Source organism: Streptomyces sp. NPDC007945, assembly GCF_042958885.1.
GTDB lineage: Bacteria > Actinomycetota > Actinomycetes > Streptomycetales > Streptomycetaceae > Streptomyces.
This window is the reverse complement of the sequence record NZ_JBIBJV010000002.1, coordinates 133,879-155,817: the sequence shown is the minus strand read 5'-3', so window position 1 is coordinate 155,817 and position 21,939 is coordinate 133,879. Positions and strand designations below refer to the sequence as shown.

Below are 21,939 nucleotides of genomic sequence, written 5' to 3'. Positions count from 1 at the left end.
CTTCCCAGGCAACCGCAGGGGCTGCGCTACGACACGGAAACGTCGCGATTAGCGCGAGACCTTGCCGGCCTTGATGCACGAGGTGCAGACGTTGAGCCGCTTCGGCGTCCGACCGACCACGGCACGCACACGCTGGATGTTCGGGTTCCAGCGACGAGACGTACGGCGGTGCGAGTGCGAAATGTTGTTGCCGAAGCCCGGCCCCTTGCCGCAGACGTCGCAGTTGGCAGCCACGGGTCACTCCAAAGACTTCAGATTTACAGTGAGATCCGGCGCACCGGAATCAGGAGTCTGAAGTGGCTTGCCGGGGATGGCCTGGCGAGTGCCAGGCAACCGAAACAGCATACAACGACTGCTTCGGTGGAACGAAACTACCACGGTCCGGTCGGGCGCCGTCCCGCCCCCCGGACCCGGAAGCCCCCGGTCTACCCTGCGGTGGACTTCACCGCCGAAGGAGGACCCCCGTTGTCGCGAGCCCTGCAGCCCTTCGACTCCGCCGCCCGAGGTGACGAGCGTCTCGTCCTCGACGCCGAGGCGGTCCGGGCCTGGAGCGCGCGGACGGCCGAGGTCCTCGGCCGGGAGCGGGCCGCGATCGACGCCATCAACGTCTTCCCGGTCGCCGACGGCGACACCGGCACCAACCTCTACCTGACCGCCGACGCCGCCCACCGGGCCGTCGAGGCCGTCTTCGCCGCCCCCGGGGCCGCCGGAACCTCCGCGCCCGACACCGCCGACGCCGTACGCGCGCTGGCCCACGGCGCGCTCCTCGGCGCCCGCGGCAACTCCGGCACCATCCTGTCCCAGCTGCTGCGCGGCATGGCCGCCGTCCTCGCCGACGGCGCCGACGGCGACCACCTCGCCCGCGCCCTCGCCACCGCCGCCGCCTCCGCCCGCGCCGCCGTCGCCCGCCCCGAGGAGGGCACCATCCTCACCGTCGCCGCCGCGGCCGCCGGCGGCTGCGCGGACGGCGGCACCCTCCCCGAGGTGGCGAGGAAGGCCTACGACGGCGCCAGGACGGCCCTGGCGGCCACCCCCGGCCAGCTGGCCGTGCTCGGCCGCGCCGGGGTCGTGGACGCCGGGGGGCAGGGCCTGGTGACGGTCCTCGGCGCGCTCCTGGAGACGGTGACCGGACGGGCCCCGGAACCGCTGCCGCCGTCCCCGGCGGCACGCCCGCTGCCCGAGCGGCCGGGGGAGGGCTGCGGTCACGACGGCGAGCAGGGCCCCGGCTACGAGGTCCTGTACCTCCTGGAGGCCGAGGACGCCGCCGTGGAACTCCTCAAGGCCCGGCTCGACGCCCTCGGCGACTCCCTCGTCGTCGTCGGCGGCGACGGACTCTGGAACGTGCACGTCCACGTCGACGACGCCGGTGCCGCCGTCGAGGCCGGGATCGAGGCCGGCCGGCCGCACCGGATCCGCGTCACCCACTTCGCCGCCCCCGCCCCCGCCTCCGCTCCCACGGACCGGGAGACCGCCGACGCGCGCGGGGAGCGGGCCCACCGGGCCGTCGTCGCCGTGCTCCCCGGCGAAGGCCTCGCCGGACTCTGCGCCGAGGCCGGCGCGACCACCCTCCAGGCCAGGCCCGGCGAACCGCCCACCGGCGACGAGCTCCTCGACGCCGTACGCCGCGCCCACGCGCGCGAGGTGGTCCTCCTGCCCAACGACACCGACCTGCGGGCCGCCGCCGCGTCCGCCGCCGAACAGGCCCGCGCCGAGGGCATCCGGGTCGCCCTCATCCCGACCCGGGCCGCCGTCCAGGGCATCGCCGCCCTCGCCGTCCACGAACCCGAGCGCAGCTTCGACGAGGACGTCGTCGCCATGACCGCCGCCGCCGGCGCCACCCGCTACGCCGAACTCGCCGTCGCCGCCCGCCAGTCCTTCACCAGCGCCGGCGTCTGCCAGGCCGGCGACGTCCTCGGCCTCATCGAGGGCGACGTCGCCGTCATCGGCCAGGACCTCACCGCCACCGCCCGCACCGTCCTCGACCGGATGCTCCAGGCCGGCGGCGAACTCGTCACCCTCGTCGTCGCCGACAGCGCCCCGCCCGGCCTCGCCGACACCCTCGAAGCCCACGTCCGCCGCGGCTACCTGGCCGTCGACACCGTCACCTACCACGCCGGCGAGGGCGCCCCGCCGCTCCTTGTCGGCGTCGAGTGACCGGGCCCGGCCCGGCGGCCCGTCCACCGGCCCGAACCCTCGTGTCCTCCGGATCGGAACCGGTCCGAAGGACACGCCCTCGCCCCCTCTGTCGGTCCCGTGGTGTGCAATGGAACACGTGCCCGCGCTCGACGAACCCCTCAAGAAGTCCCTCGGCCCCGCCACCGCCAAGGTCATGGCCGAGGCCCTCGACCTGCACACGGTCGGCGACCTCCTCCACCACTACCCCCGGCGGTACGCGGAGCGGGGCGAGCTGACCACCCTCTCCGACCTGCCCCTCGACGAGCACGTCACGGTCGTCGCCCAGGTCGCCGACGCCCGCGTGCACACCTTCAACGGCGCCAAGGGCCGCGGCCAGCGCCTCGAAGTGACCATCACCGACGGCTCCGGCCGCCTCCAGCTGGTCTTCTTCGGCAAGGGCGTCCACAAGCCCCACCACGACCTGCTGCCCGGCACCCGCGCGATGTTCTCCGGCAAGGTCTCGCTCTTCAACCGCCGCCTCCAGCTCGCCCACCCCGCCTACGAACTCCTGCGCGGCGAGGGCGACGTGGCCGTCGACGCCTGGGCGAGCGCCCTCATCCCGATCTACCCGGCCACCACCAAGCTGGAGTCCTGGAAGATCGCCAAGGCCGTCGACGCCGTGCTGCCCAGCGCCACCGACGCCGTCGACCCGCTCCCACCCGCCCTGCGCGAGGGCCGCGGCCTCGCCGAACTCCCCGACGCCCTGCGCCTGATCCACCGCCCCCGGAACAAGGCCGACGTCGCCGCCGCCCGGGAACGGCTCAAGTGGGACGAGGCCTTCGTCCTCCAGGTCGCCCTCGCCCGCCGCCGGCACGCCGACACCCAGCTCCCCGCCGTCCCCCGCCGCCCCGCCGCCGACGGCATCCTCACCGCCTTCGACGCCAAGCTCCCCTTCACCCTCACCGACGGCCAGACCAAGGTCTCCAGGGAGATCTTCGACGACCTCGCCACCGACCACCCCATGCACCGCCTCCTCCAGGGCGAGGTCGGCAGCGGAAAGACCCTGGTGGCCCTGCGCGCCATGCTCGCCGTCGTCGACGCCGGGGGGCAGGCCGCGATGCTCGCGCCCACCGAGGTCCTCGCCCAGCAGCACCACCGGTCGGTCACCGAGATGATGGGCGAGCTCGCCGAGGGCGGCATGCTCGGCGGCGGCGAGCGGGCCACCAAGGTCGTGCTGCTCACCGGCTCCATGGGGGCCGCCGCCCGCCGGCAGGCCCTGCTCGACCTGGTCACCGGCGAGGCGGGCATCGCCATCGGCACGCACGCCCTCATCGAGGACAAGGTCAAGTTCCACGACCTGGGCCTGGTCGTCGTCGACGAGCAGCACCGCTTCGGCGTCGAGCAGCGCGACGCGCTCCGCGGCAAGGGCAAGCAGCCCCCGCACCTCCTCGTCATGACGGCCACCCCGATCCCCCGGACCGTCGCCATGACCGTCTTCGGCGACCTGGAGACCTCCGTCCTCGACCAGCTCCCCGCCGGACGCTCCCCGATCGCCAGCCACGTCGTCCCCGCCGCCGACAAGCCGCACTTCCTCGCCCGCGCCTGGGAACGGGTCCGCGAGGAGGTCGAGAACGGCCACCAGGCGTACGTCGTCTGCCCCCGCATCGGGGACGACGTCGACCGGGCCGCCGAGAAGAAGGCCGCCGCGCGCAAGTCCGCCGCGGAGGACGAGGCCGAGAAGCGCCCCCCGCTCGCCGTCCTCGACGTCGCCGAGCAGCTCGCCCGGGGCCCCCTCGCCGGGCTGCGCGTCGCCGTCCTGCACGGGCGCATGCACCCCGACGACAAGGACGACGTCATGCGCCGCTTCGCCGCCGGCGAGCTCGACGTCCTCGTCGCCACCACCGTCATCGAGGTCGGCGTCAACGTGCCCAACGCCACCGCCATTGTGATCATGGACGCCGACCGCTTCGGCGTCTCCCAGCTCCACCAGCTCCGCGGCCGGGTCGGCCGCGGCTCCGCCCCCGGCCTCTGCCTCCTCGTCACCGAGATGCCGGAGGCGAGCCCCGCACGCCAGCGCCTCGGCGCTGTCGCCTCCACCCTCGACGGTTTCGAGCTCTCCCGGATCGACCTCGAACAGCGCCGCGAGGGCGACGTCCTCGGCCAGGCCCAGTCCGGCGTCCGCTCCTCCCTGCGGGTCCTCGCCGTCATCGAGGACGAGGAGGTCATCGCCGCCGCCCGCGAGGAGGCCACCGCCCTGGTCCTCGCCGACCCCGGTCTGGAGGACCACCCGGGGCTGCGCACCGCCCTGGACGCCCTGCTGAGCGAGGAGCGGGAGGAGTACCTGGAGAAGGGCTGACCGAGGCGGCCGCCCTAAGCTGGTTACGTATTGCGTACGCAACACATAACCAGCATCTGAGGACGAGAAAACCGATGACCCGCGTGATCGCCGGCACCGCCGGCGGGCGGCGCCTGGCCGTGCCTCCGGGCAACGGCACCCGCCCCACCTCCGACCGGGCGCGCGAGGGCCTCTTCTCCACCTGGGAGGCGCTCCACGGCATCGAGGGCAGCCGGGTCGCCGACCTGTACGCCGGCTCCGGCGCCGTCGGCCTGGAGGCGCTCTCCCGCGGCGCCGTCCACGCCCTGCTGGTCGAGGCCGACGCCCGCGCCGCCCGCACCGTCCGGGAGAACGTGGCCGCGCTCGGTCTGCCCGGCGCCGAGGCCCGCACCGGCAAGGCCGAGCAGGTCGTCACGGGACCGGCCCCGGCCGAGCCGTACGACCTGGTCTTCCTGGACCCGCCCTACGCGGTCGCGGACGAGGAGCTGCGGGAGATCCTCCTCACACTGCGCTCGGGGGGCTGGCTGAGCGAGGATGCGGTCGTCACCGTGGAACGCAGCACCCGAGGCGGCTCCTTCGGCTGGCCGGACGGCTTCGAACCACTGCGGTCCCGCCGCTACGGCGAGGGAACGTTTTGGTACGGTCGCGCCGCCTCTACGTGCGAAGACGCACGATGACCGGACCGGAGAGCGAGGGAATCAGGTTGCGCCGCGCCGTCTGCCCGGGGTCGTTCGACCCCATCACCAACGGACATCTCGACATCATCGCCCGCGCCTCCAAGCTGTACGACGTCGTGCACGTCGCGGTGATGATCAACCAGTCCAAGAAGGGCCTGTTCGCGGTCGAGGAGCGGATCGAGCTGATCCGCGAGGTCACCGCCGACTTCGGGAACGTCGAGGTGGAGTCCTTCCACGGCCTGCTCGTCGACTTCTGCAAGCAGCGGGACATCCCCGCCATCGTCAAGGGCCTGCGCGCGGTCAGCGACTTCGACTACGAGCTCCAGATGGCCCAGATGAACAACGGCCTGTCGGGCGTCGAGACGCTCTTCGTGCCCACCAACCCCACGTACAGCTTCCTGTCGTCCTCGCTGGTCAAGGAGGTCGCCGCCTGGGGCGGCGACGTCTCCCACCTGGTGCCCCCGGCGGTGCTCGGCCGGCTCACCGAGCGGCTCGCGCAGAAGTGACGCGCGGCCACCGCCGCTGACGCTCCGTCACCTGGTGTCGGACGGGCCACGACTGCCCTTACAGTCGTCCCGTCCGTCTCCATCCAGCTGTAGAGAGTGGCGAGCACCCGGTGGACGTGCAGAAGAAGCTCGACGAGATCGTCGCGACCGTACAGAACGCCCGCTCGATGCCCATGTCGGCCTCCTGCGTGGTGAACCGCGCCGATCTCCTCGCCCTCCTCGAAGAGGTACGGGACGCCCTGCCGAACTCCCTCGCCCAGGCCCAGGAACTGATCGGCGGGCGCGAGCAGCTGGTCGAGCAGGCCCGCCGGGAGGCCGAGCGGATCATCGAGGCCGCCCACGCCGAGCGCGGCACCATCGTCTCCGACACCCAGATCGCCCGGCAGTCCCAGGAGGAGGCCGACCGGATCCTCGCCGAGGCCCGCCGGGAGGCCGAGGAGGTCAGGGCCGAGGCCGACGAGTACGTCGACTCCAAGCTCGCCAACTTCGAGGTCGTCCTCAACAAGACCATCGGCTCCGTCGACCGCGGCCGCGAGAAGCTCCTCGGCCGCGGCCCGGGCCTGGACGAGCGGGGCTACGCCGACGAGGACGCCCCCGAGTACAGCGCGGACCCGCAGACCCTGATCGCCCGCGCCGACGAGTACGTGGACGCCAAGCTGGGCGCCTTCGAGGCGGTCCTCTCCAAGACCCTGGAGGCCGTCGGCCGCGGCCGACAGAAGCTGCACGGCCGGATCGCCACCGACGCCCTCGGCGAGCACATGGCCGCCCAGGAGGGCCTCGGCCACTCCGTGCACACCAGCGACGCCGACTACCTCGCCGGCCTCGCGGAGCTCGCCGACCCGGCGCCCGCCGCCCCCGCGGCCGCCCCGGCCCCGGTCGCCGCGCAGATCCCCGCGCAGCAGGACCCCTACGGCTACCAGCAGCAGCCGCAGCAGCCCCAGCAGACCGACCCGTACGGCTACCAGCAGCAGGACCCGTACGCCTACCAGCAGCAGGACCCCTACGCGTACCAGCAGCCGCAGCAGAGCGACCCGTACGGGTACCAGCAGCAGCCGCAGGCGGCAGCGCTCGACGAGACCAGCTTCTTCGACACGAGCATGATCGACCTGGAGCAGCTGCGCCGCTACGAGCAGGGGCAGTAGCCGGGAGCGGGGGCCGATTGGGCCCAGGGCGAAGCGTCCAGTATCCTGGCTCTTCGGTCGTGTGTATCCCCGCGATCCCTGCTGCCCGCAAGCGGCAGCCCGTGAAGACTTTGCGACGCGAACGATCCGAAAGCAGGAAGAACCCTGAGCACGCGCCTCGACCACCGCAACCCCCTCGTGTTCGACACGCACGAGCTGGGGCGGCGTCCCGGTGCCCTCCAGCGGATCTCCCGCACGGTCGACGCGCCGGCCGATCTCGGTGTCGCCGGGGTCGTCGGAGTGCCCGAGGGCGCTCCGGTGGAGATCGAACTCCGACTCGAATCCGTCATGGAAGGGGTGCTTGTCACAGGCACCGCCCGTGCATCGGCCGAGGGGGAGTGCGTAAGGTGTCTGGAGCCCGTCGAGCTGGAGCTCGACGCGGACTTCCAGGAGATGTTCTCGTACCCCGAATCCGACGACCGGGGCCGTGTCAAAGCGGCCGCGGACGACGAGGACGATGAAGACGAGAGCATGACCCCCCTCGAGGACGGCATGTTCGACCTCGAACCCGTGCTGCGTGACGCAGTGGTACTCGCGCTGCCCATGCAGCCGGTGTGCCGGGAGGACTGTGCGGGTCTGTGTTCCGAGTGTGGAATCAACCTGAACGACCACCCCGACCACCACCACGACGCCACCGACATCCGTTGGGCGGCACTGCAGGAACTCGCCGGTTCGCTGGGAGCCGACGAGAAGGACAACATGAGCGACGCCGCTACCGGTGTCGACGAGAAGCAGGAGAAGTAGCCGTGGCTGTTCCGAAGCGGAAGATGTCGCGCAGCAACACGCGCCACCGCCGGTCGCAGTGGAAGGCTGCGGTCCCCACCCTGGTTTCGTGTGAGCGTTGCCAGGAGCCGAAGCTGCAGCACATCGCGTGCCCGAGCTGCGGCACCTACAACAAGCGCCAGGTCCTCTCGGTCTGAGCGGGCTGGTGAGAGGCACGATGTCTGACAACATCAACAGCGCCTCGTCCCACACGCTTCTGGAAGGGCGGCTCGGGTATCACCTCGAGTCCGCCCTTCTGGTGCGTGCGCTGACCCACCGCTCGTACGCGTACGAGAACGGCGGTCTGCCCACCAACGAGCGTCTGGAGTTCCTCGGGGACTCCGTGCTCGGCCTGGTGGTCACCGACACCCTCTACCGCACCCACCCCGATCTGCCGGAGGGCCAGCTGGCCAAGCTCCGGGCGGCGGTGGTCAACTCGCGTGCGCTGGCGGACGTCGGGCGCGGCCTCGACCTGGGCTCCTTCATCCGGCTCGGCCGGGGCGAAGAGGGCACGGGCGGCCGGGACAAGGCTTCCATCCTCGCCGACACCCTCGAAGCGGTGATCGGCGCGGTCTATCTCGACCAGGGTCTCGAAGCGGCGTCCGAGCTGGTGCACCGGCTCTTCGACCCGCTGATCGAGAAGTCCTCGAACCTCGGTGCCGGCCTGGACTGGAAGACCAGCCTCCAGGAGCTCACCGCGGCCGAGGGGCTCGGTGTTCCGGAGTACCTCGTCTCCGAGGAGGGACCGGACCACGAGAAGACCTTCACTGCTGCCGCCCGCGTCGGTGGTGTCTCGTACGGCACCGGCACCGGCCGCAGCAAGAAGGAGGCGGAGCAGCAGGCCGCCGAGTCCGCGTGGCGCGCCATCCGCGCGGCCGCGGACGAGCGGGCGGCAGCGGCGGCCGAGGCCGAGGCCGAGGCCGGCGTGACCGGCGAGCAGGACCGGACGGACGGGGCCACCCCGGCCACCGCCTGAACGCCGCAGCCCGGGCCCGATCGCTCGCGCGACCACGCCGACCTCGCGTGAGCGCACCCGCGTCCTTCAACGGAGTTCTTCCCGCCCGCCCCCACCAGGGGCGGGCGGAGCCGTTTCCGCACACTGCCCCCGGGGGCGACCCCGGCGGAGAGGCCGTGGCTTGCCGGGTCTGCCCGGCCGTCGCCAGGGCCTTCCCCCCGGCACCCGGCCCGAGGAGATGCCGGGGCCTCCCGGGCGGGAGGCCGGGTCCTTCCCGGGGGATTCCGGGGACTTTTCCCGGGGTGACCGGGCGGTAGGCTGCGAGGGCCACCACCCGTACCCCTCCGGAGGAGTCCCGTGCCCGAGCTGCCCGAGGTCGAGGTCGTCCGGCGCGGACTGGAGCGCTGGGTCGCCGGCCGGACCGTGGCGGGCGTGGAGGTCCTCCACCCCCGGGCCGTCCGGCGCCACCCCGCGGGCGGGGATGACTTCGCGGCCCGGTTGACCGGACAGCGCTTCGAGCCGGCCCGCCGCCGCGGCAAGTACCTGTGGGTGCCGCTCGCCGGCACCGGCACCTCCGTCCTCGGCCACCTCGGGATGAGCGGACAGCTCCTGGTGCAGCCGGAGGGCGCCCCCGACGAGAAGCACCTCCGGATCCGGATCCGTTTCGACGACCGGGTCGGCACGGAGCTTCGCTTCGTCGACCAGCGCACCTTCGGCGGGCTCTCGCTGCACGACACGGCGCCCGACAGCGCCGACGGACTGCCGGACGTCATCGGCCACATCGCCCGCGACCCGCTCGACCCGGCCTTCGACGACGCCGTCTTCCAGGCCGCGCTGCGTCTGCGGCGCACCACCGTCAAGCGGGCGCTCCTCGACCAGTCGCTGATCAGCGGCGTCGGCAACATCTACGCCGACGAGGCGCTGTGGCGGGCCAGGCTGCACTACGACCGGCCGACCGCCACCCTCACCCGCCCGCGCTCGGCCGAGCTCCTCGGCCACATCCGCGACGTGATGAACGCGGCCCTCGCCGCCGGCGGCACCAGCTTCGACAGCCTCTACGTGAACGTGAACGGCGAGTCCGGCTACTTCGACCGCTCGCTCGACGCCTACGGGCGCGAGGACGAGCCCTGCCGCCGCTGCGGCACCCCGATGCGCCGCCGCGCCTGGATGAACCGCTCCAGCTACTTCTGCCCGCGCTGCCAGCGCCCGCCGCGCGTCAGCCCGTGACGGCGGCGCGCTCGGAGTCGTACGCCTCCCGGGCCGCGACGACCTCCGGCATCCGCCCCTCGACCAGGGCGATCAGCCCGACGAGGCGCTCGGCGACGTCCCGCCCCAGCGGGGTCAGCCGGTAGTCGACCCGGGGCGGATTGACCGGCTGCGCCTCCCGGTGCACCAGGCCGTCCCGCTCCAGCGCGTGCAGGGTCTGCGCCAGCATCTTCTCGCTGACGCCGTCGACCCGCCGCCGCAGTTCGTTGAAGCGGAAGGAACCCTCGTACAGGGCGGAGAGGGTGAGGCCGCCCCACCGCCCGGTGATGTGCTCCAGCGTCACCCGCGAGGCACACCCGCGCGCGAACACGTCGAAGGCCGGATCGTCGCTCATACCCCCACGGTAACCGTGGGGGCGGCGGGTTCAGTAGCCGAAGTCCTGCGTCCACCACGGGCCGCCGTCGGCGAAGTGGACGCCGACGCCGAGGCTGGTGAAGTCGCAGTTGAGGATGTTGGCGCGGTGACCGTCGCTGTTCATCCAGGAGACCATCACGGCGGTCGCGTCGACCTGGCCGCGGGCTATGTTCTCGGCGCCGAGGCTGGTGATGCCGGCCGCCTGGGCGCGCGACCAGGGAGTGGCGCCGTCGGGGTCGGTGTGGTCGAAGAAGTTCCGGGCGGCCATGTCGGCGCTGAAGGCGCCGGCGAGCCGGGCCAGACCCGCCGAGGGCTGGACCGCGGAGCAGCCGACCTTCGCGCGCTCGGCGTTCACCAGGCGCAGCACCTCGGCCTCGGCCGCGTCCGCGCGGTCCGCGGTGGAGCCGGCCGGCGCGGCCGTCTCCTCGACCGGGGCCCGCGTCGTGCGGGTGGGGGCCGGGGCGGCCTGGGTGGCGGCCGGGGCCTTCGCCGTCTTCGACGGCTTCGGCTTCGCCGGGGTGGTGGCGGGCGCGGGGGCCTTCGCGGTGCGCGTCCTGGACGGCGCGGGGGAGGGGGCCGCGGTCTTCGTGGGGGTGGGCGTGGCCTCGGGGGAGGCCGGGGCGGCGGACTTCCTCGCGCTCCGGGTGGCCTCGCCCGTGCCGCTCGTGCCGCCCGTGCCGCCGGTGGCCGTCGAGGCCCCGGCCGGGGTGCGGGTCGCCCCGCCCTGGGTGGTCAGCTCGGGGGTCCGCCGGGTCTCCGCGGCGGCGGGTCGGCTGCCGCCGGCGTCGCCCGCCGTGAGCTTCTCGCCGCCGGGGAGGATCCCCGGGGCGGCGACCGCGACGGCGGCGGCGCCGACGACGACGGCCGCCGAGGCGCCGATCAGTCCGGTGCGGACCGGGCGGCGACGCTTGCGGCGGGTACCCCCGTGACCGCGGTCGGTGCCGGTCGCGTAGTCTGCCTCGGCGGGCGCGGCGCCGGAGCGACGGTGGCGTCCCATCTGCCCTGCCTCCCTGAGCTGGCTGTGCGGGATCCCGAGGGATCCCCGCTGCTGGATCTTCGCTACTGGATCTTTGCGCCCTTTGCTTTCGGCATGGATTCCCGCGGAGCGTGACGCTCCGTGCGGACGGCCGAGCGGTGTGCACCCGTGTGGGTGAGGCGCATTCCGTGGGACTGTACGCCATGGGAAGCCGCCGTGACGTGCTCTTCGGGCAATCCGCCCGCTAGCGTGCAGCCATGAGTGACGATGTACGGATGACCGCCTGGGTACGCGGACGGGTACAGGGAGTGGGCTTCCGCTGGTTCACCAGGGCAAACGCTCTGGAGATCGGCGGCCTCACCGGCTTCGCCCTGAACCTCGACGACGGCCGGGTGCAGGTCGTGGCCGAGGGCCCGAGTGACCATTGCCACCGTCTGCTGGAGTGGCTGCGGACGGGGGACACGCCCGGCCGCGTGGACGGTGTCACCGAGATATGGGGCACACCCCGCGGCGGATACGACGGCTTCGCCATCCGCTGAGCCCGCGCGCCCGACCCCTCCGCCGGCCCCCTCCGGACGCCCCCTCGACGGGCCCGGGACCGGGGGCCGGTTTCGCGCCGGTGAACGCGGGTGAACGAGCGTCCTGCCTGGTGGTTGCCAAGTTTCGGCACCCGTGAAAGGCTTCCCTGGTAAGGATCATCACCACGCCCCGGAGCGCACGGGTCGAGAGGCGCCGCCGCCCGCGTCGCGGCTGCGAACTCCCCGTCCGCCACGCCCGTCGGGGCGTGATCGTGTTGACCGTCAAACTTTTTGGTGAGACTCTGGAAGCCCCGCGCACCTTAGCTGTGTGGCAGTAGAAACCGGCACGACTCAGGTACTGCCGAGCACCGCGGGTGCGAATCCATCCCTCACGACCCACACCGCAATCGGTCGGTCACTCAGTGTGGAGGACCACTCATCATGGCAAAGGCGCTTCTCGGTTACGTCGGCGGCTCCGACCCGCGACTCCTCGCCGAGATGCGACGGCTTCAGCAGCGCGTCCAGGATCTGGAATCCGAGCTCGTTCGGATCCAGAGCGAGAACGACGCGCTCAACGCTGCCGCCGCTCAGCAGGGAGAGTCGCTGCTCGACCGCATCGACCTCGACGTACCCCAGGCGGAGCCTGCGCTCACCTGACACCCATGTCCGACGGGCTCAGGTGAGAACAGCTGAATAGGCAAGGGACGCTCCGGCGTCCCTTCTTTTCTGAACCCCCTCGTGCCCCCGGCGACCCGCCCCCGCGTGTCGCCCCAGTACACCCTCGTCACGGCACTTCTCACCCGAGGGTCTGCCCTGCGCGATCACGGGCGAAACGCGACACCCCGGGTAGAGTCCCGTGGGTGCACCTCAAGGCCTTGACGCTCCGCGGATTCAAGTCGTTCGCCTCCGCCACCACGCTGAGGTTCGAACCGGGAATCACCTGCGTCGTCGGCCCCAACGGCTCCGGCAAGTCCAACGTCGTCGACGCCCTCTCCTGGGTCATGGGCGAACAGGGCGCCAAGTCGCTGCGCGGCGGCAAGATGGAGGACGTCATCTTCGCCGGCACCACCGGGCGGCCACCGCTCGGCCGCGCCGAGGTCTCGCTCACCATCGACAACTCCGACGGCGCCCTGCCGATCGACTACGCCGAGGTGACGATCACCCGGATCATGTTCCGGGGCGGCAGCAGCGAGTACCAGATCAACGGCGACACCTGCCGGCTCCTCGACATCCAGGACCTCCTCTCCGACTCCGGCATCGGCCGCGAGATGCACGTCATCGTCGGCCAGGGACAGCTCGACTCGGTGCTGCACGCCGACCCCATGGGCCGGCGCGCCTTCATCGAGGAGGCCGCCGGCGTCCTCAAGCACCGCAAGCGCAAGGAGAAGGCGCTGCGGAAGCTCGACGCGATGCGCGCCAACCTCGCGCGCGTGCAGGACCTCACCGACGAACTGCGCCGCCGGCTCAAGCCGCTCGGCCGGCAGGCCGCCGTCGCCCGCCGCGCCGTCGTCATCCAGGCCGACCTCCGCGACGCCCGGCTCCGCCTCCTCGCCGACGACCTCGTCCGCCACCGGCGCGCCCTGGACGCCGAACTCGCCGACGAGGCCGCCCTCCTGGCCCGCAAGGAGGCCACCGAGGAGGAACTGCGCGCCGCCCTCGCCCACGAGGCCGCCCTGGAGGCCGAGGTCCGCGCCCTCGCCCCGCGCCTGGAGCGCGCCCAGCAGAGCTGGTACGCCCTCTCCCAGCTCGCCGAGCGCGTCCGCGGCACGATCTCCCTCGCCGACGCGCGCGTGAAGAGCGCCACCGACGCCCCCGCCGAGGAGCGGCGCGGCCGCGACCCCGAGGACCTGGAGCGCGAGGCCGCCCGCGTCCGCCTCCAGGAGGCCGAGCTGGAGGCCGCCCTGGAGGCCGCCGAACGGGCCCTGGAGGACGCCGTCGACCACCGGGCCGCGCTGGAGCGGGCCCTCGCCGCCGAGGAGCGCCGCCTCAAGGACGCCGACCGCGCCCTCGCCGACCGCCGCGAGGGCCTCGCCCGGCTGCACGGCCAGGTCAACGCCGCCCGCTCCCGCGCCGCCGCCGCCCAGGCCGAGATCGACCGCCTCGCCGCCGCCCGCGACGAGGCCGCCGACCGGGCCGTCACCGCGCGGGAGGAGTACGAGCGGCTCAAGGCCGAGGTCGACGGACTCGACGCCGCCGACGCCGCCCACGGCGAGCGGTACGAGGAGGCCCGCCGGGCCCTCGCCGACGCGGAGGCCGCGCTGGGCGCCGCCCGCGAGGCCGCCGCCGACGCCGAGAGCCGCCGGGCCGCGGCCCGCGCCCGGCACGACACCCTCGCCCTCGGCCTGCGCCGCAAGGACGGCACCGGCGCCCTGCTCTCCGCGGGACTCGCCGGGATCCTCGGCCCCGCCGCCGAACTCCTCACCGTCACCCCCGGCTACGAGGTCCCCGTCGCCGCCGCGCTCGGCGCCGCCGCCGACGCCCTCGCCGCCGAAGGCCCCGCCGCCGCCGTCGAGGCCCTCCGCCTGCTCCGCAAACAGGACGCCGGCCGCGCCACCCTGCTCCTGGCCGCCGACCACGAGGACGACCCCGCACCCCTGCCCCCGGGGGCTGTGCCCGCCGCGGGACTCGTCACCGGCCCCGCCGGTCTCGTCGCCGCCGTCCGCCGGCTGCTCGACGGCACCGTCGTCGTCCACGGCCTCGACGAGGCCCTGGAACTCGTCCGCGCCCACCCCCGCCTCACCGCCGTCACCGCCGAGGGCGACCTGCTCGGCGCCCACCACGCCCAGGGCGGCTCCGCCGGCGCCCCCAGCCTCCTCGAAGTCCAGGCCCAGGTCGACGAGGCCGCCGCCGAGCTCGCCGAACTCACCGTCCGCTGCGAGGAGACGGCCCGCGCCAAGGAGGAGGCCGCCGGGCACCGCCGGGCCGCCGCCGCCCGGGCCGACGAGCTCGACGTCCTCCGGCGCAGCGCGGAGAAGGAGAAGGCGGCCGTCGCCCAGGCCCTCGGCCGGCTCGCCGGCCAGGCCAGGGGAGCGGCCGGCGAGGCCGAGCGGACCGCCGCAGCCGTCGCCCGCGCCCAGGAGGCACTGGAACGCGCCGGCGCGGAGGCCGAGGAACTCGCCGAACGGCTCCTCGTCGCCGAGGAGGCCCCCGCGGAGGAGGAGCCCGACACCTCCGTCCGCGATCGGCTCGCCCTCGACGGCTCCCAGGCCCGCCAGACCGAGATGGAGGCCCGCCTCCAGGTCCGCACCCACGAGGAACGGGTCAAGGGCCTGGCCGGCCGCGCCGACTCCCTCGACCGGGCCGCCCGCGCCGAACGCGAGGCACGCGCGCGTGCCGAGCAGCGCCGCGCCCGCCTCCACCACGAGGCCCGCGTCGCCCGCGCCGTCGCCGGCGGAGCCCGTACCCTCCTCGCCCACGCCGAGGTCTCCCTGGAGCGCGCCGAGCGCGAGCGCGCCGCGGCCGCCGCGGCCCGCGCCGACCGCGAGCAGCGCCTCGCCGCCGCCCGCACCCGCGGCCGCGAGCTCAAGACCGAGCTGGACAAGCTCACCGACTCCGTCCACCGCGGCGAGGTCCTGGGCGCCGAGAAGCGGCTGCGGATCGAACAGCTGGAGGCGAAGGCGCTGGAGGAGTTCGGCGTCGAGTCGGGCGCGCTCACCGCCGAGTACGGCCCCGACCAACTCGTCCCGCCGTCGCCGCCCGCCGAGGGCGAGACCCTCCCCGAGGACCCGGACGACCCCCGCAACCAGCCCCGCCCCTTCATCCGTTCGGAGCAGGAGAAGCGACTGAAAGCGGCCGAGCGCGCCTTCCAGCAGCTCGGCAAGGTCAACCCGCTGGCCCTGGAGGAGTTCGCCGCCCTGGAGGACCGCCACCGCTTCCTCTCCGAACAGCTGGAGGACCTGAAGAAGACCCGCGCCGACCTCCTCCAGGTCGTCAAGGAGGTCGACCAGCGGGTCGAGCAGGTCTTCACCGAGGCGTACCACGACACCGCCCGTGAGTTCGAGGGCGTCTTCTCCCGCCTCTTCCCCGGCGGCGAGGGCCGGCTCGTGCTGACCGACCCCGACAACATGCTCACCACCGGCGTCGACGTCGAGGCCCGGCCGCCCGGCAAGAAGGTCAAGCGGCTCTCGCTGCTCTCCGGCGGCGAGCGCTCGCTGACCGCCGTCGCCCTCCTCGTCTCCATCTTCAAGGCCCGCCCCAGCCCCTTCTACGTCATGGACGAGGTCGAGGCGGCCCTCGACGACACCAACCTCCAGCGGCTCATCGGGATCATGCGGGAGCTCCAGGAGTCCTCGCAGCTCATCGTGATCACCCACCAGAAGCGGACGATGGAGGTCGCCGACGCGCTGTACGGCGTCTCCATGCAGGGCGACGGCGTCTCGAAGGTCATCAGCCAGCGGCTCCGCTGAAGTGGTGGCGGGACGGAAGGTGTGCGCCACTGGAAATCCTGGGTAACCGGAAGCCTCCCGGCCACCCGGGAAGAGGACCGCAGCACCGCACCCCGAGGAGTCCATGTGACCAGCACCGAGCAGGCTCCGCCGCCCCCGTCCGAAGGCCGGGCGGCGCACCCGGACCACCTCGGCCACGTCATCTTCATCACCGCCTCCGCCGCCATGGGCGGATTCCTCTTCGGCTACGACAGCTCCGTCATCAACGGCGCCGTCGAAGCCATCCGCGACCGGTACGACATCGGCTCCGCGACCCTCGCGCAGGTCATCGCCATCGCCCTGATCGGCTGCGCGATCGGCGCCGCGACCGCCGGCCGGATCGCCGACCGCATCGGCCGCATCCGCTGCATGCAGATCTCCGCCGTGCTCTTCACCGTCAGCGCCGTCGGCTCCGCCCTCCCCTTCGCCCTCTGGGACCTGGCCTTCTGGCGGATCGTCGGCGGCTTCGCCATCGGCATGGCCTCCGTCATCGGCCCCGCCTACATCGCCGAGGTCGCCCCCGCCGCCTACCGCGGCCGCCTCGGCTCCTTCCAGCAGGCCGCCATCGTCATCGGCATCGCCATCTCCCAGCTCGTCAACTACGGCATCCTCCAGCTCGCCGACGGCGACCAGCGCGGCGAGATCGGCGGCCTGGAGGCCTGGCAGTGGATGCTCGGCGTGATGGTCGTCCCCGCCCTCCTCTACGGGCTGCTCTCCTTCGCCATCCCGGAGTCCCCCCGCTTCCTCATCTCCGTCGGGAAGACCGACCGGGCCAAGGCGGTCCTCGCCGAGGTCGAGGGGAAGGGCGTGAACCTCGACCACCGGGTCGCCGAGATCGAGCTGGCCATGCGTCGCGAGCACAAGTCCACCTTCAAGGACCTGTTCGCCCCCGGCAGCCGCTTCCGCCTGCTGCCGATCGTCTGGGTCGGCATCGGCCTCTCCGTCTTCCAGCAGCTCGTCGGCATCAACGTCGCCTTCTACTACTCCGCGACGCTCTGGCAGTCCGTCGGCATCGACCCGTCGAGCTCGTTCTTCTACTCCTTCACCACCTCGATCATCAACATCATCGGCACCGTGATCGCGATGGTCCTGGTCGACCGCGTCGGCCGCAAGCCGCTCGCCCTCGTCGGCTCCATCGGCATGGCGATCGCGCTGGCCTTCGAGGCTTGGGCCTTCTCCGCCGACCTCGTCGACGGCAAGCTCCCGGAGACCCAGGGCGTCGTGGCGCTCGTCGCCGCCCACGTCTTCGTGCTCTTCTTCGCCCTCTCCTGGGGCGTGGTCGTCTGGGTCTTCCTCGGCGAGATGTTCCCCAACCGGATCCGCGCCGCCGCCCTCGGCGTCGCCGCCTCCGCCCAGTGGATCGCCAACTGGGCCATCACCGCCAGCTTCCCGTCCCTGTCCGACTGGAGCCTCTCCGGCACCTACGTCATCTACACGGTCTTCGCCGTCCTCTCGATCCCCTTCGTGCTCAGGTTCGTCAAGGAGACCAAGGGCAAGGCCCTGGAGGAGATGGGCTGACGGCCGCCGCACCCGTCTCAGGCGCTCAGGCGGGGCAGCACCTGGTCGCAGAACAGGCGCAGGCACCGCCACCCCTCCTCCACCGGCATACCGCCGCACTGGGGTCCCCCCACGCAGCAGCGGGGTCACCGGACCCGGCATCATCGTCCGGCCCTCGGTGCCGTACTCCGCGCACCGCGCCCGGTAGTACGCCGCCAGGTCCGGCAGGTGGGGGTCCCCTCCGCGGGTGGGCTGCCGGCGAGGGGCGACCCTAGCTGACAGAGCGTCAGATGAAAACGGTTCCGGCACGCCCGTGACCCGCGACCCACACCGCGTGCGTACGGCGTCACCGGGCGGGTCGTGGCCGATACTGGATGACGTTATGGAACTCATCCTTGCTGTAGTCATCGCTCTGGTCGTCGCGGTCGCCGTGACCAGCGGGCTCGTGATCAGCGGCCGCAAGAAGAAGCAGCTGCCGCCGGCCGAACCGCCGTCCACCACGCCGACCATCACCGCTCCGCCCGCCGAGCCGCACGTCGGCGACGAGGCGGAGACACCGCGGGAAGAACCACGCCGCACCGTCGAGGAGGTCGGCCTCCCGACCGCCGAGGAGGCGGTCGAGACCCCCGCCGCCGTCGAGGACCCGGTCGTCCCCGAGGCGCCCCCCGCGCCCGAGATCGAGGTGCCCGAGCCCACCGCCGGACGCCTCGTCCGCCTCCGGGCCCGACTCGCCCGCTCCCAGAACTCGCTGGGCAAGGGCCTGCTGACCCTGCTCTCCCGCGAGCACCTCGACGAGGACACCTGGGAGGAGATCGAGGAGACCCTCCTCACCGCCGACGTCGGCGTCGCCCCCACCCAGGAACTGGTCGAGCGACTCCGCGAGCGCGTCAGGGTGCTCGGCACCCGCACCCCCGACGAGCTGCGCGGCCTGCTCCGCGAGGAACTGATCGCCCTCCTCGGCGACTACGACCGCACCGTCCGCACCGAGAGCCCCGAGGACGTCCCCGGCGTCGTCATGGTCGTCGGCGTCAACGGCACCGGCAAGACCACCACCACCGGCAAGCTCGCCCGCGTCCTCGTCGCCGACGGCCGGTCGGTCGTCCTCGGCGCCGCCGACACCTTCCGCGCCGCCGCCGCCGACCAGCTCCAGACCTGGGGCGACCGAGTCGGTGCCCGCACCATCCGCGGCCCCGAGGGCGGCGACCCCGCCTCGATCGCCTACGACGCGGTCAAGGAGGGCATCGCCGAGAAGGCCGACGTCGTCCTCATCGACACCGCCGGCCGCCTGCACACCAAGACCGGCCTCATGGACGAGCTCGGCAAGGTCAAGCGCGTCGTCGAGAAGCACGGCCCGCTCGACGAGATCCTCCTCGTCCTCGACGCCACCACCGGCCAGAACGGCCTCATCCAGGCCCGCGTCTTCGCCGAGGTCGTCGACATCACCGGCATCGTCCTGACCAAGCTGGACGGCACCGCCAAGGGCGGCATCGTCGTCGCCGTCCAGCGCGAGCTGGGCGTCCCGGTCAAGCTCGTCGGCCTCGGCGAGGGCCCTGACGACCTGGCCCCGTTCGAGCCGGCCGCCTTCGTCGACGCCCTCATCGGCGACTGACCCGCGTACCGGCCCCGGCGGAAGGGCCCCCGCTCCGTCCCGGAGCGGGGGCCCTCCTCGTGCCCGCAGGGCCACGGCCGGCCGTGCGCCGCGCCCGCCGGACCACGGCTAGCCGTGCGTGCGATGGCACATGTACGCCAAGGTGCCGAGCAGCAGCCGGGCCTGCGGCGGCGCTCCGGCCGTGTCCAGCGTCGGCGGCCGCAGCCAGCGCACCGGGCCGAGCCCGCCCAGCTGCGACGGGGGAGCGGTGATGTGACTGCCGGGCCCCAGGCAGTGCAGGTCCAGGTCCGCGTCGTCCCAGCCCATCCGGTACAGCAGCCGCGGCAGCTCCTCCGCCGCGCCAGGCGCGACGAAGAACTGCGCCCGGCCCGTCGGCGTCGCGCAGACCGGGCCCAGCGGCAGCCCCATCCGCTCCATCCGGACCAGCGCCCGCCGGCCCGCCGCCTCGGCCACGTCGATCACGTCGAAGGCGCGGCCCACCGGCAGCAGCAGCGCCGCGCCCGGGTACTCCGACCACGCCTTGGTCGCGTCGTCGAGGCCCGCGCCCGCCGGGACAGGCGGCGCGAAGGAGAGGGGATGCGCGCCCGGGGCCGTACAGGCCCGGTCGCCGCAGGAGCACTGGCCGCCGGCGGCCAGCGCGCCGGGCTGGACGTCCCAGCCCCAGAGTCCGGTGTACTCGGCCACCGCTGTGCACTCGGTGGTGCGTGCGCGGCGACGTGAGCCGGACCGCATCTCACGAATGCCGCCGATCGTGAAGCCCATGCCCCCTCCAACGGGTCGGACGCGCCGGTGGTTACGAGCCGGAACACTCCCATCACTGTCCGTCACGACACGCCCGGGCTCGTCGCCCAGGGTGGCGCATGGACGTGCGCGGGGTGGTGCGCACGGGGGCGCGCGCCTCTTCGCGCTTCCGTCCGCCGACTCCGGTTCGTCGCATGTCAAGTGAATCGTGCGCAGCCCCCGGCGAGTTCATTCGAAGGGGTGGCGAATGGTGGCGTTTCTTGTGACGCGCTCACGGCAGGGGTGATCGTAGGATTACTTTCGGTACCCGAAGCCCCTGAGGGGCGTGCGCGGGTGGGTATGCCGGAGGCAAGCCGGTTTCCCGTTCGAAGGAGTCGGAACACCGAGCGGGGAGCCGCGGGACGCGGCATTCTGATAGGGGTTCGCACGACAGGCAATCAGGTGGATGGGGGCGTTCCAGTGGGCGGCAACGGCACAGACGGTACGACTGCCGGCAAGCGCCCCAACGAGCGGCTCGGCTCGTGGTTCGTGCGCAGCGGCTGGTCCAAGGGCGAACTGGCCCGTCAGGTCAACCGCAGGGCCCGCCAGATGGGCGCCCACCACATCTCCACCGACACCTCCCGCGTCCGCCGCTGGCTCGACGGCGAACAGCCCCGCGAACCCATCCCGCGCATCCTCTCCGAGCTGTTCTCCGAGCGCTTCGGCTCCGTCGTCGCCATCGAGGACCTCGGACTGCGCACCGCCCACCAGACGCCCTCCGTCTCCGGCGTCGACCTCCCCTGGGCCGGACCGCAGACCGTCACCCTGCTCAGCGAGTTCTCCCGCAGCGACCTCATGCTCGCCCGGCGCGGCTTCCTCGGCTCCTCGCTCCAGCTCGCCGCGGGACCCGCCCTCATCGAGCCCATGCAGCGCTGGCTGGTCCCCACCCCCGCCGGCGAACCGGCCCCCGCCGAACAGGCGCCCGGCGGCCGCCCCCGCCGGCTCTCCGCCATCGAGCTCGACCTCCTCGAATCCACCACCGCCATGTTCCGCAAGTGGGACGCCCAGTGCGGCGGCGGACTGCGCCGCAAGGCCGTCGTCGGCCAGCTCCACGAGGTCACCGACCTCCTCCAGGAGTCCCAGCCGGCCGCCACCGCCAAACGCCTCTTCACCGTCGCCGCCGAACTCGCCGAACTCGCCGGGTGGATGAGCTACGACGTGGGCCTCCAGCCCACCGCCCAGAAGTACTTCGTCCTCGCCCTGCACGCCGCCAAGGAGGCCGGCGACAAGCCGCTCGGCTCGTACATCCTCTCCTCCATGAGCCGGCAGATGATCCACCTCGGCCGCCCCGACGACGCCCTCGAACTCATCCATCTGGCCCAGTACGGCAGCCGCGACTGCGCCACCCCCCGCACCCAGGCCATGCTGTATGCGATGGAGGCCCGCGCCTACGCCAACATGGGCCAGCCCTCCAAGTGCAAGCGGGCCGTCCGGATGGCCGAGGACACCTTCGCCGACGCCACCTTCGAAGGCGGCCCCGAGCCCGACTGGATCCGCTTCTTCACCGAGGCCGAGCTCAACGGCGAGAACTCCCACTCCTACCGCGACCTCGCCTACGTCGCCGGACGCTCCCCGAGCTACGCCTCGCTGGCCGAGCCCGTCATGGAACGGGCCGTCGAGCTCTTCGAGAAGGACCCCGACCACCAGCGCTCGTACGCCCTCAACCTCATCGGCATGGCCACCGTCCACCTGCTCAAGCGGGAACCCGAGCAGTCCGTCGTCCTCGCCGAGAAGGCCCTCGGGGTCGCCCGCTCCATCCGCTCCGAGCGGGTCAACAACCGGCTCCGCAAGACCGTCGACACCGCCGCCCGCGACTTCGGCGACGTCGCCGAAGTCGTCGACCTCACCGACCGGCTCACCCTGCTCCTGCCCGAGTCCGCCGAGGCCGTCTGACCGCGCCACCCGCTCCCGAGAGCCCCACGACCCCGGCCGCGCCGGACGTCCCGAACTGCCCGACCGGCTCCCCCGCCGCACAGGACACCCG

The 21,939-nt window shown here is 73.2% G+C and carries 19 protein-coding genes; 15 read left to right on the top strand and 4 right to left on the bottom strand.

The features are described 5' to 3' along the window. Positions 1–48 precede the first annotated feature (48 nt). Positions 49–234, bottom strand: a complete 186-nt coding sequence (rpmB, locus tag ACFZCF_RS06015; RefSeq protein WP_003957616.1) for a 50S ribosomal protein L28 — start codon at positions 232–234, stop codon at positions 49–51. A 231-nt stretch (positions 235–465) separates the two neighbouring features. Between rpmB and ACFZCF_RS06010 the strand changes: the two genes are divergently transcribed. The 9 genes from ACFZCF_RS06010 (at position 466) to mutM (ending at position 9,758) form a co-directional block, all read left to right on the top strand. Next, positions 466–2,154, top strand: coding sequence for a DAK2 domain-containing protein (locus tag ACFZCF_RS06010; protein ID WP_391284944.1), 1,689 nt, complete (start codon positions 466–468; stop codon positions 2,152–2,154). 109 nt (positions 2,155–2,263) lie between these two features. Further along, positions 2,264–4,471 (top strand): ATP-dependent DNA helicase RecG, encoded by a 2,208-nt coding sequence (gene recG, locus ACFZCF_RS06005; RefSeq protein WP_391284942.1) that lies wholly within the window; start codon positions 2,264–2,266, stop codon positions 4,469–4,471. A gap of 74 nt (positions 4,472–4,545) precedes the next feature. Continuing rightward, on the top strand, positions 4,546–5,127 hold the full coding sequence (gene rsmD / locus ACFZCF_RS06000; protein ID WP_365074726.1) for a 16S rRNA (guanine(966)-N(2))-methyltransferase RsmD: 582 nt from the start codon (positions 4,546–4,548) through the stop codon (positions 5,125–5,127). A 26-nt stretch (positions 5,128–5,153) separates the two neighbouring features. Further along, positions 5,154–5,633, top strand: coding sequence for a pantetheine-phosphate adenylyltransferase (coaD, locus tag ACFZCF_RS05995; RefSeq protein WP_189949970.1), 480 nt, complete (start codon positions 5,154–5,156; stop codon positions 5,631–5,633). 110 nt (positions 5,634–5,743) lie between these two features. Beyond that, positions 5,744–6,775, top strand: a complete 1,032-nt coding sequence (locus tag ACFZCF_RS05990; RefSeq protein ID WP_391284939.1) for an ATP synthase F0 subunit B — start codon at positions 5,744–5,746, stop codon at positions 6,773–6,775. 144 nt (positions 6,776–6,919) lie between these two features. Continuing rightward, entirely contained in the window at positions 6,920–7,558 is a 639-nt protein-coding gene (locus ACFZCF_RS05985; RefSeq protein ID WP_359523618.1) for a DUF177 domain-containing protein, read from the top strand. Positions 7,559–7,560: 2 nt separating this feature from the next. Next, positions 7,561–7,734: a 50S ribosomal protein L32 gene (gene rpmF, locus ACFZCF_RS05980; protein ID WP_015036448.1), complete on the top strand. Its 174-nt coding sequence runs from the start codon at positions 7,561–7,563 to the stop codon at positions 7,732–7,734. 20 nt (positions 7,735–7,754) lie between these two features. Beyond that, entirely contained in the window at positions 7,755–8,552 is a 798-nt protein-coding gene (rnc, locus tag ACFZCF_RS05975) for a ribonuclease III (RefSeq protein WP_388435830.1), read from the top strand. Positions 8,553–8,888: 336 nt separating this feature from the next. Next, positions 8,889–9,758 (top strand): bifunctional DNA-formamidopyrimidine glycosylase/DNA-(apurinic or apyrimidinic site) lyase, encoded by an 870-nt coding sequence (gene mutM, locus ACFZCF_RS05970; RefSeq protein ID WP_388435827.1) that lies wholly within the window; start codon positions 8,889–8,891, stop codon positions 9,756–9,758. On the opposite strand, the gene ACFZCF_RS05965 is transcribed toward mutM, so the two are convergent. Beyond that, complete coding sequence (locus ACFZCF_RS05965; RefSeq protein WP_169086440.1) at positions 9,748–10,131, bottom strand: helix-turn-helix domain-containing protein; 384 nt, start codon at positions 10,129–10,131, stop codon at positions 9,748–9,750. The genes mutM and ACFZCF_RS05965 overlap by 11 nt on opposite strands. A gap of 30 nt (positions 10,132–10,161) precedes the next feature. Beyond that, entirely contained in the window at positions 10,162–11,148 is a 987-nt protein-coding gene (locus tag ACFZCF_RS05960) for a CAP domain-containing protein (protein ID WP_391284935.1), read from the bottom strand. A 236-nt stretch (positions 11,149–11,384) separates the two neighbouring features. Between ACFZCF_RS05960 and ACFZCF_RS05955 the strand changes: the two genes are divergently transcribed. From ACFZCF_RS05955 to ftsY, 5 genes are all read left to right on the top strand, one after another. Next, the gene (locus ACFZCF_RS05955) at positions 11,385–11,666 is read left to right on the top strand and encodes an acylphosphatase (RefSeq protein ID WP_365074714.1); all 282 of its coding nucleotides are present in this window, start codon (positions 11,385–11,387) and stop codon (positions 11,664–11,666) included. Positions 11,667–12,086: 420 nt separating this feature from the next. Then, entirely contained in the window at positions 12,087–12,302 is a 216-nt protein-coding gene (locus ACFZCF_RS05950) for a hypothetical protein (protein ID WP_388435819.1), read from the top strand. Positions 12,303–12,505: 203 nt separating this feature from the next. Beyond that, positions 12,506–16,051 carry a chromosome segregation protein SMC gene (gene smc, locus ACFZCF_RS05945; protein WP_391284932.1) on the top strand — a complete coding sequence of 1,182 codons (3,546 nt, stop codon included), beginning with the start codon at positions 12,506–12,508 and terminating at the stop codon, positions 16,049–16,051. A gap of 105 nt (positions 16,052–16,156) precedes the next feature. Continuing rightward, positions 16,157–17,587, top strand: coding sequence for a sugar porter family MFS transporter (locus ACFZCF_RS05940; protein ID WP_388435813.1), 1,431 nt, complete (start codon positions 16,157–16,159; stop codon positions 17,585–17,587). A gap of 361 nt (positions 17,588–17,948) precedes the next feature. Then, positions 17,949–19,175, top strand: a complete 1,227-nt coding sequence (gene ftsY / locus ACFZCF_RS05935) for a signal recognition particle-docking protein FtsY (protein WP_388435810.1) — start codon at positions 17,949–17,951, stop codon at positions 19,173–19,175. A 108-nt stretch (positions 19,176–19,283) separates the two neighbouring features. Here ftsY and ACFZCF_RS05930 read toward each other — a convergent pair whose 3' ends face one another. Next, positions 19,284–19,937 (bottom strand): bifunctional DNA primase/polymerase, encoded by a 654-nt coding sequence (locus ACFZCF_RS05930; RefSeq protein WP_388435808.1) that lies wholly within the window; start codon positions 19,935–19,937, stop codon positions 19,284–19,286. Between the two features lie 438 nt (positions 19,938–20,375). Between ACFZCF_RS05930 and ACFZCF_RS05925 the strand changes: the two genes are divergently transcribed. Further along, positions 20,376–21,848 (top strand): hypothetical protein, encoded by a 1,473-nt coding sequence (locus ACFZCF_RS05925; protein ID WP_388435805.1) that lies wholly within the window; start codon positions 20,376–20,378, stop codon positions 21,846–21,848. Positions 21,849–21,939: the final 91 nt, after the last annotated feature.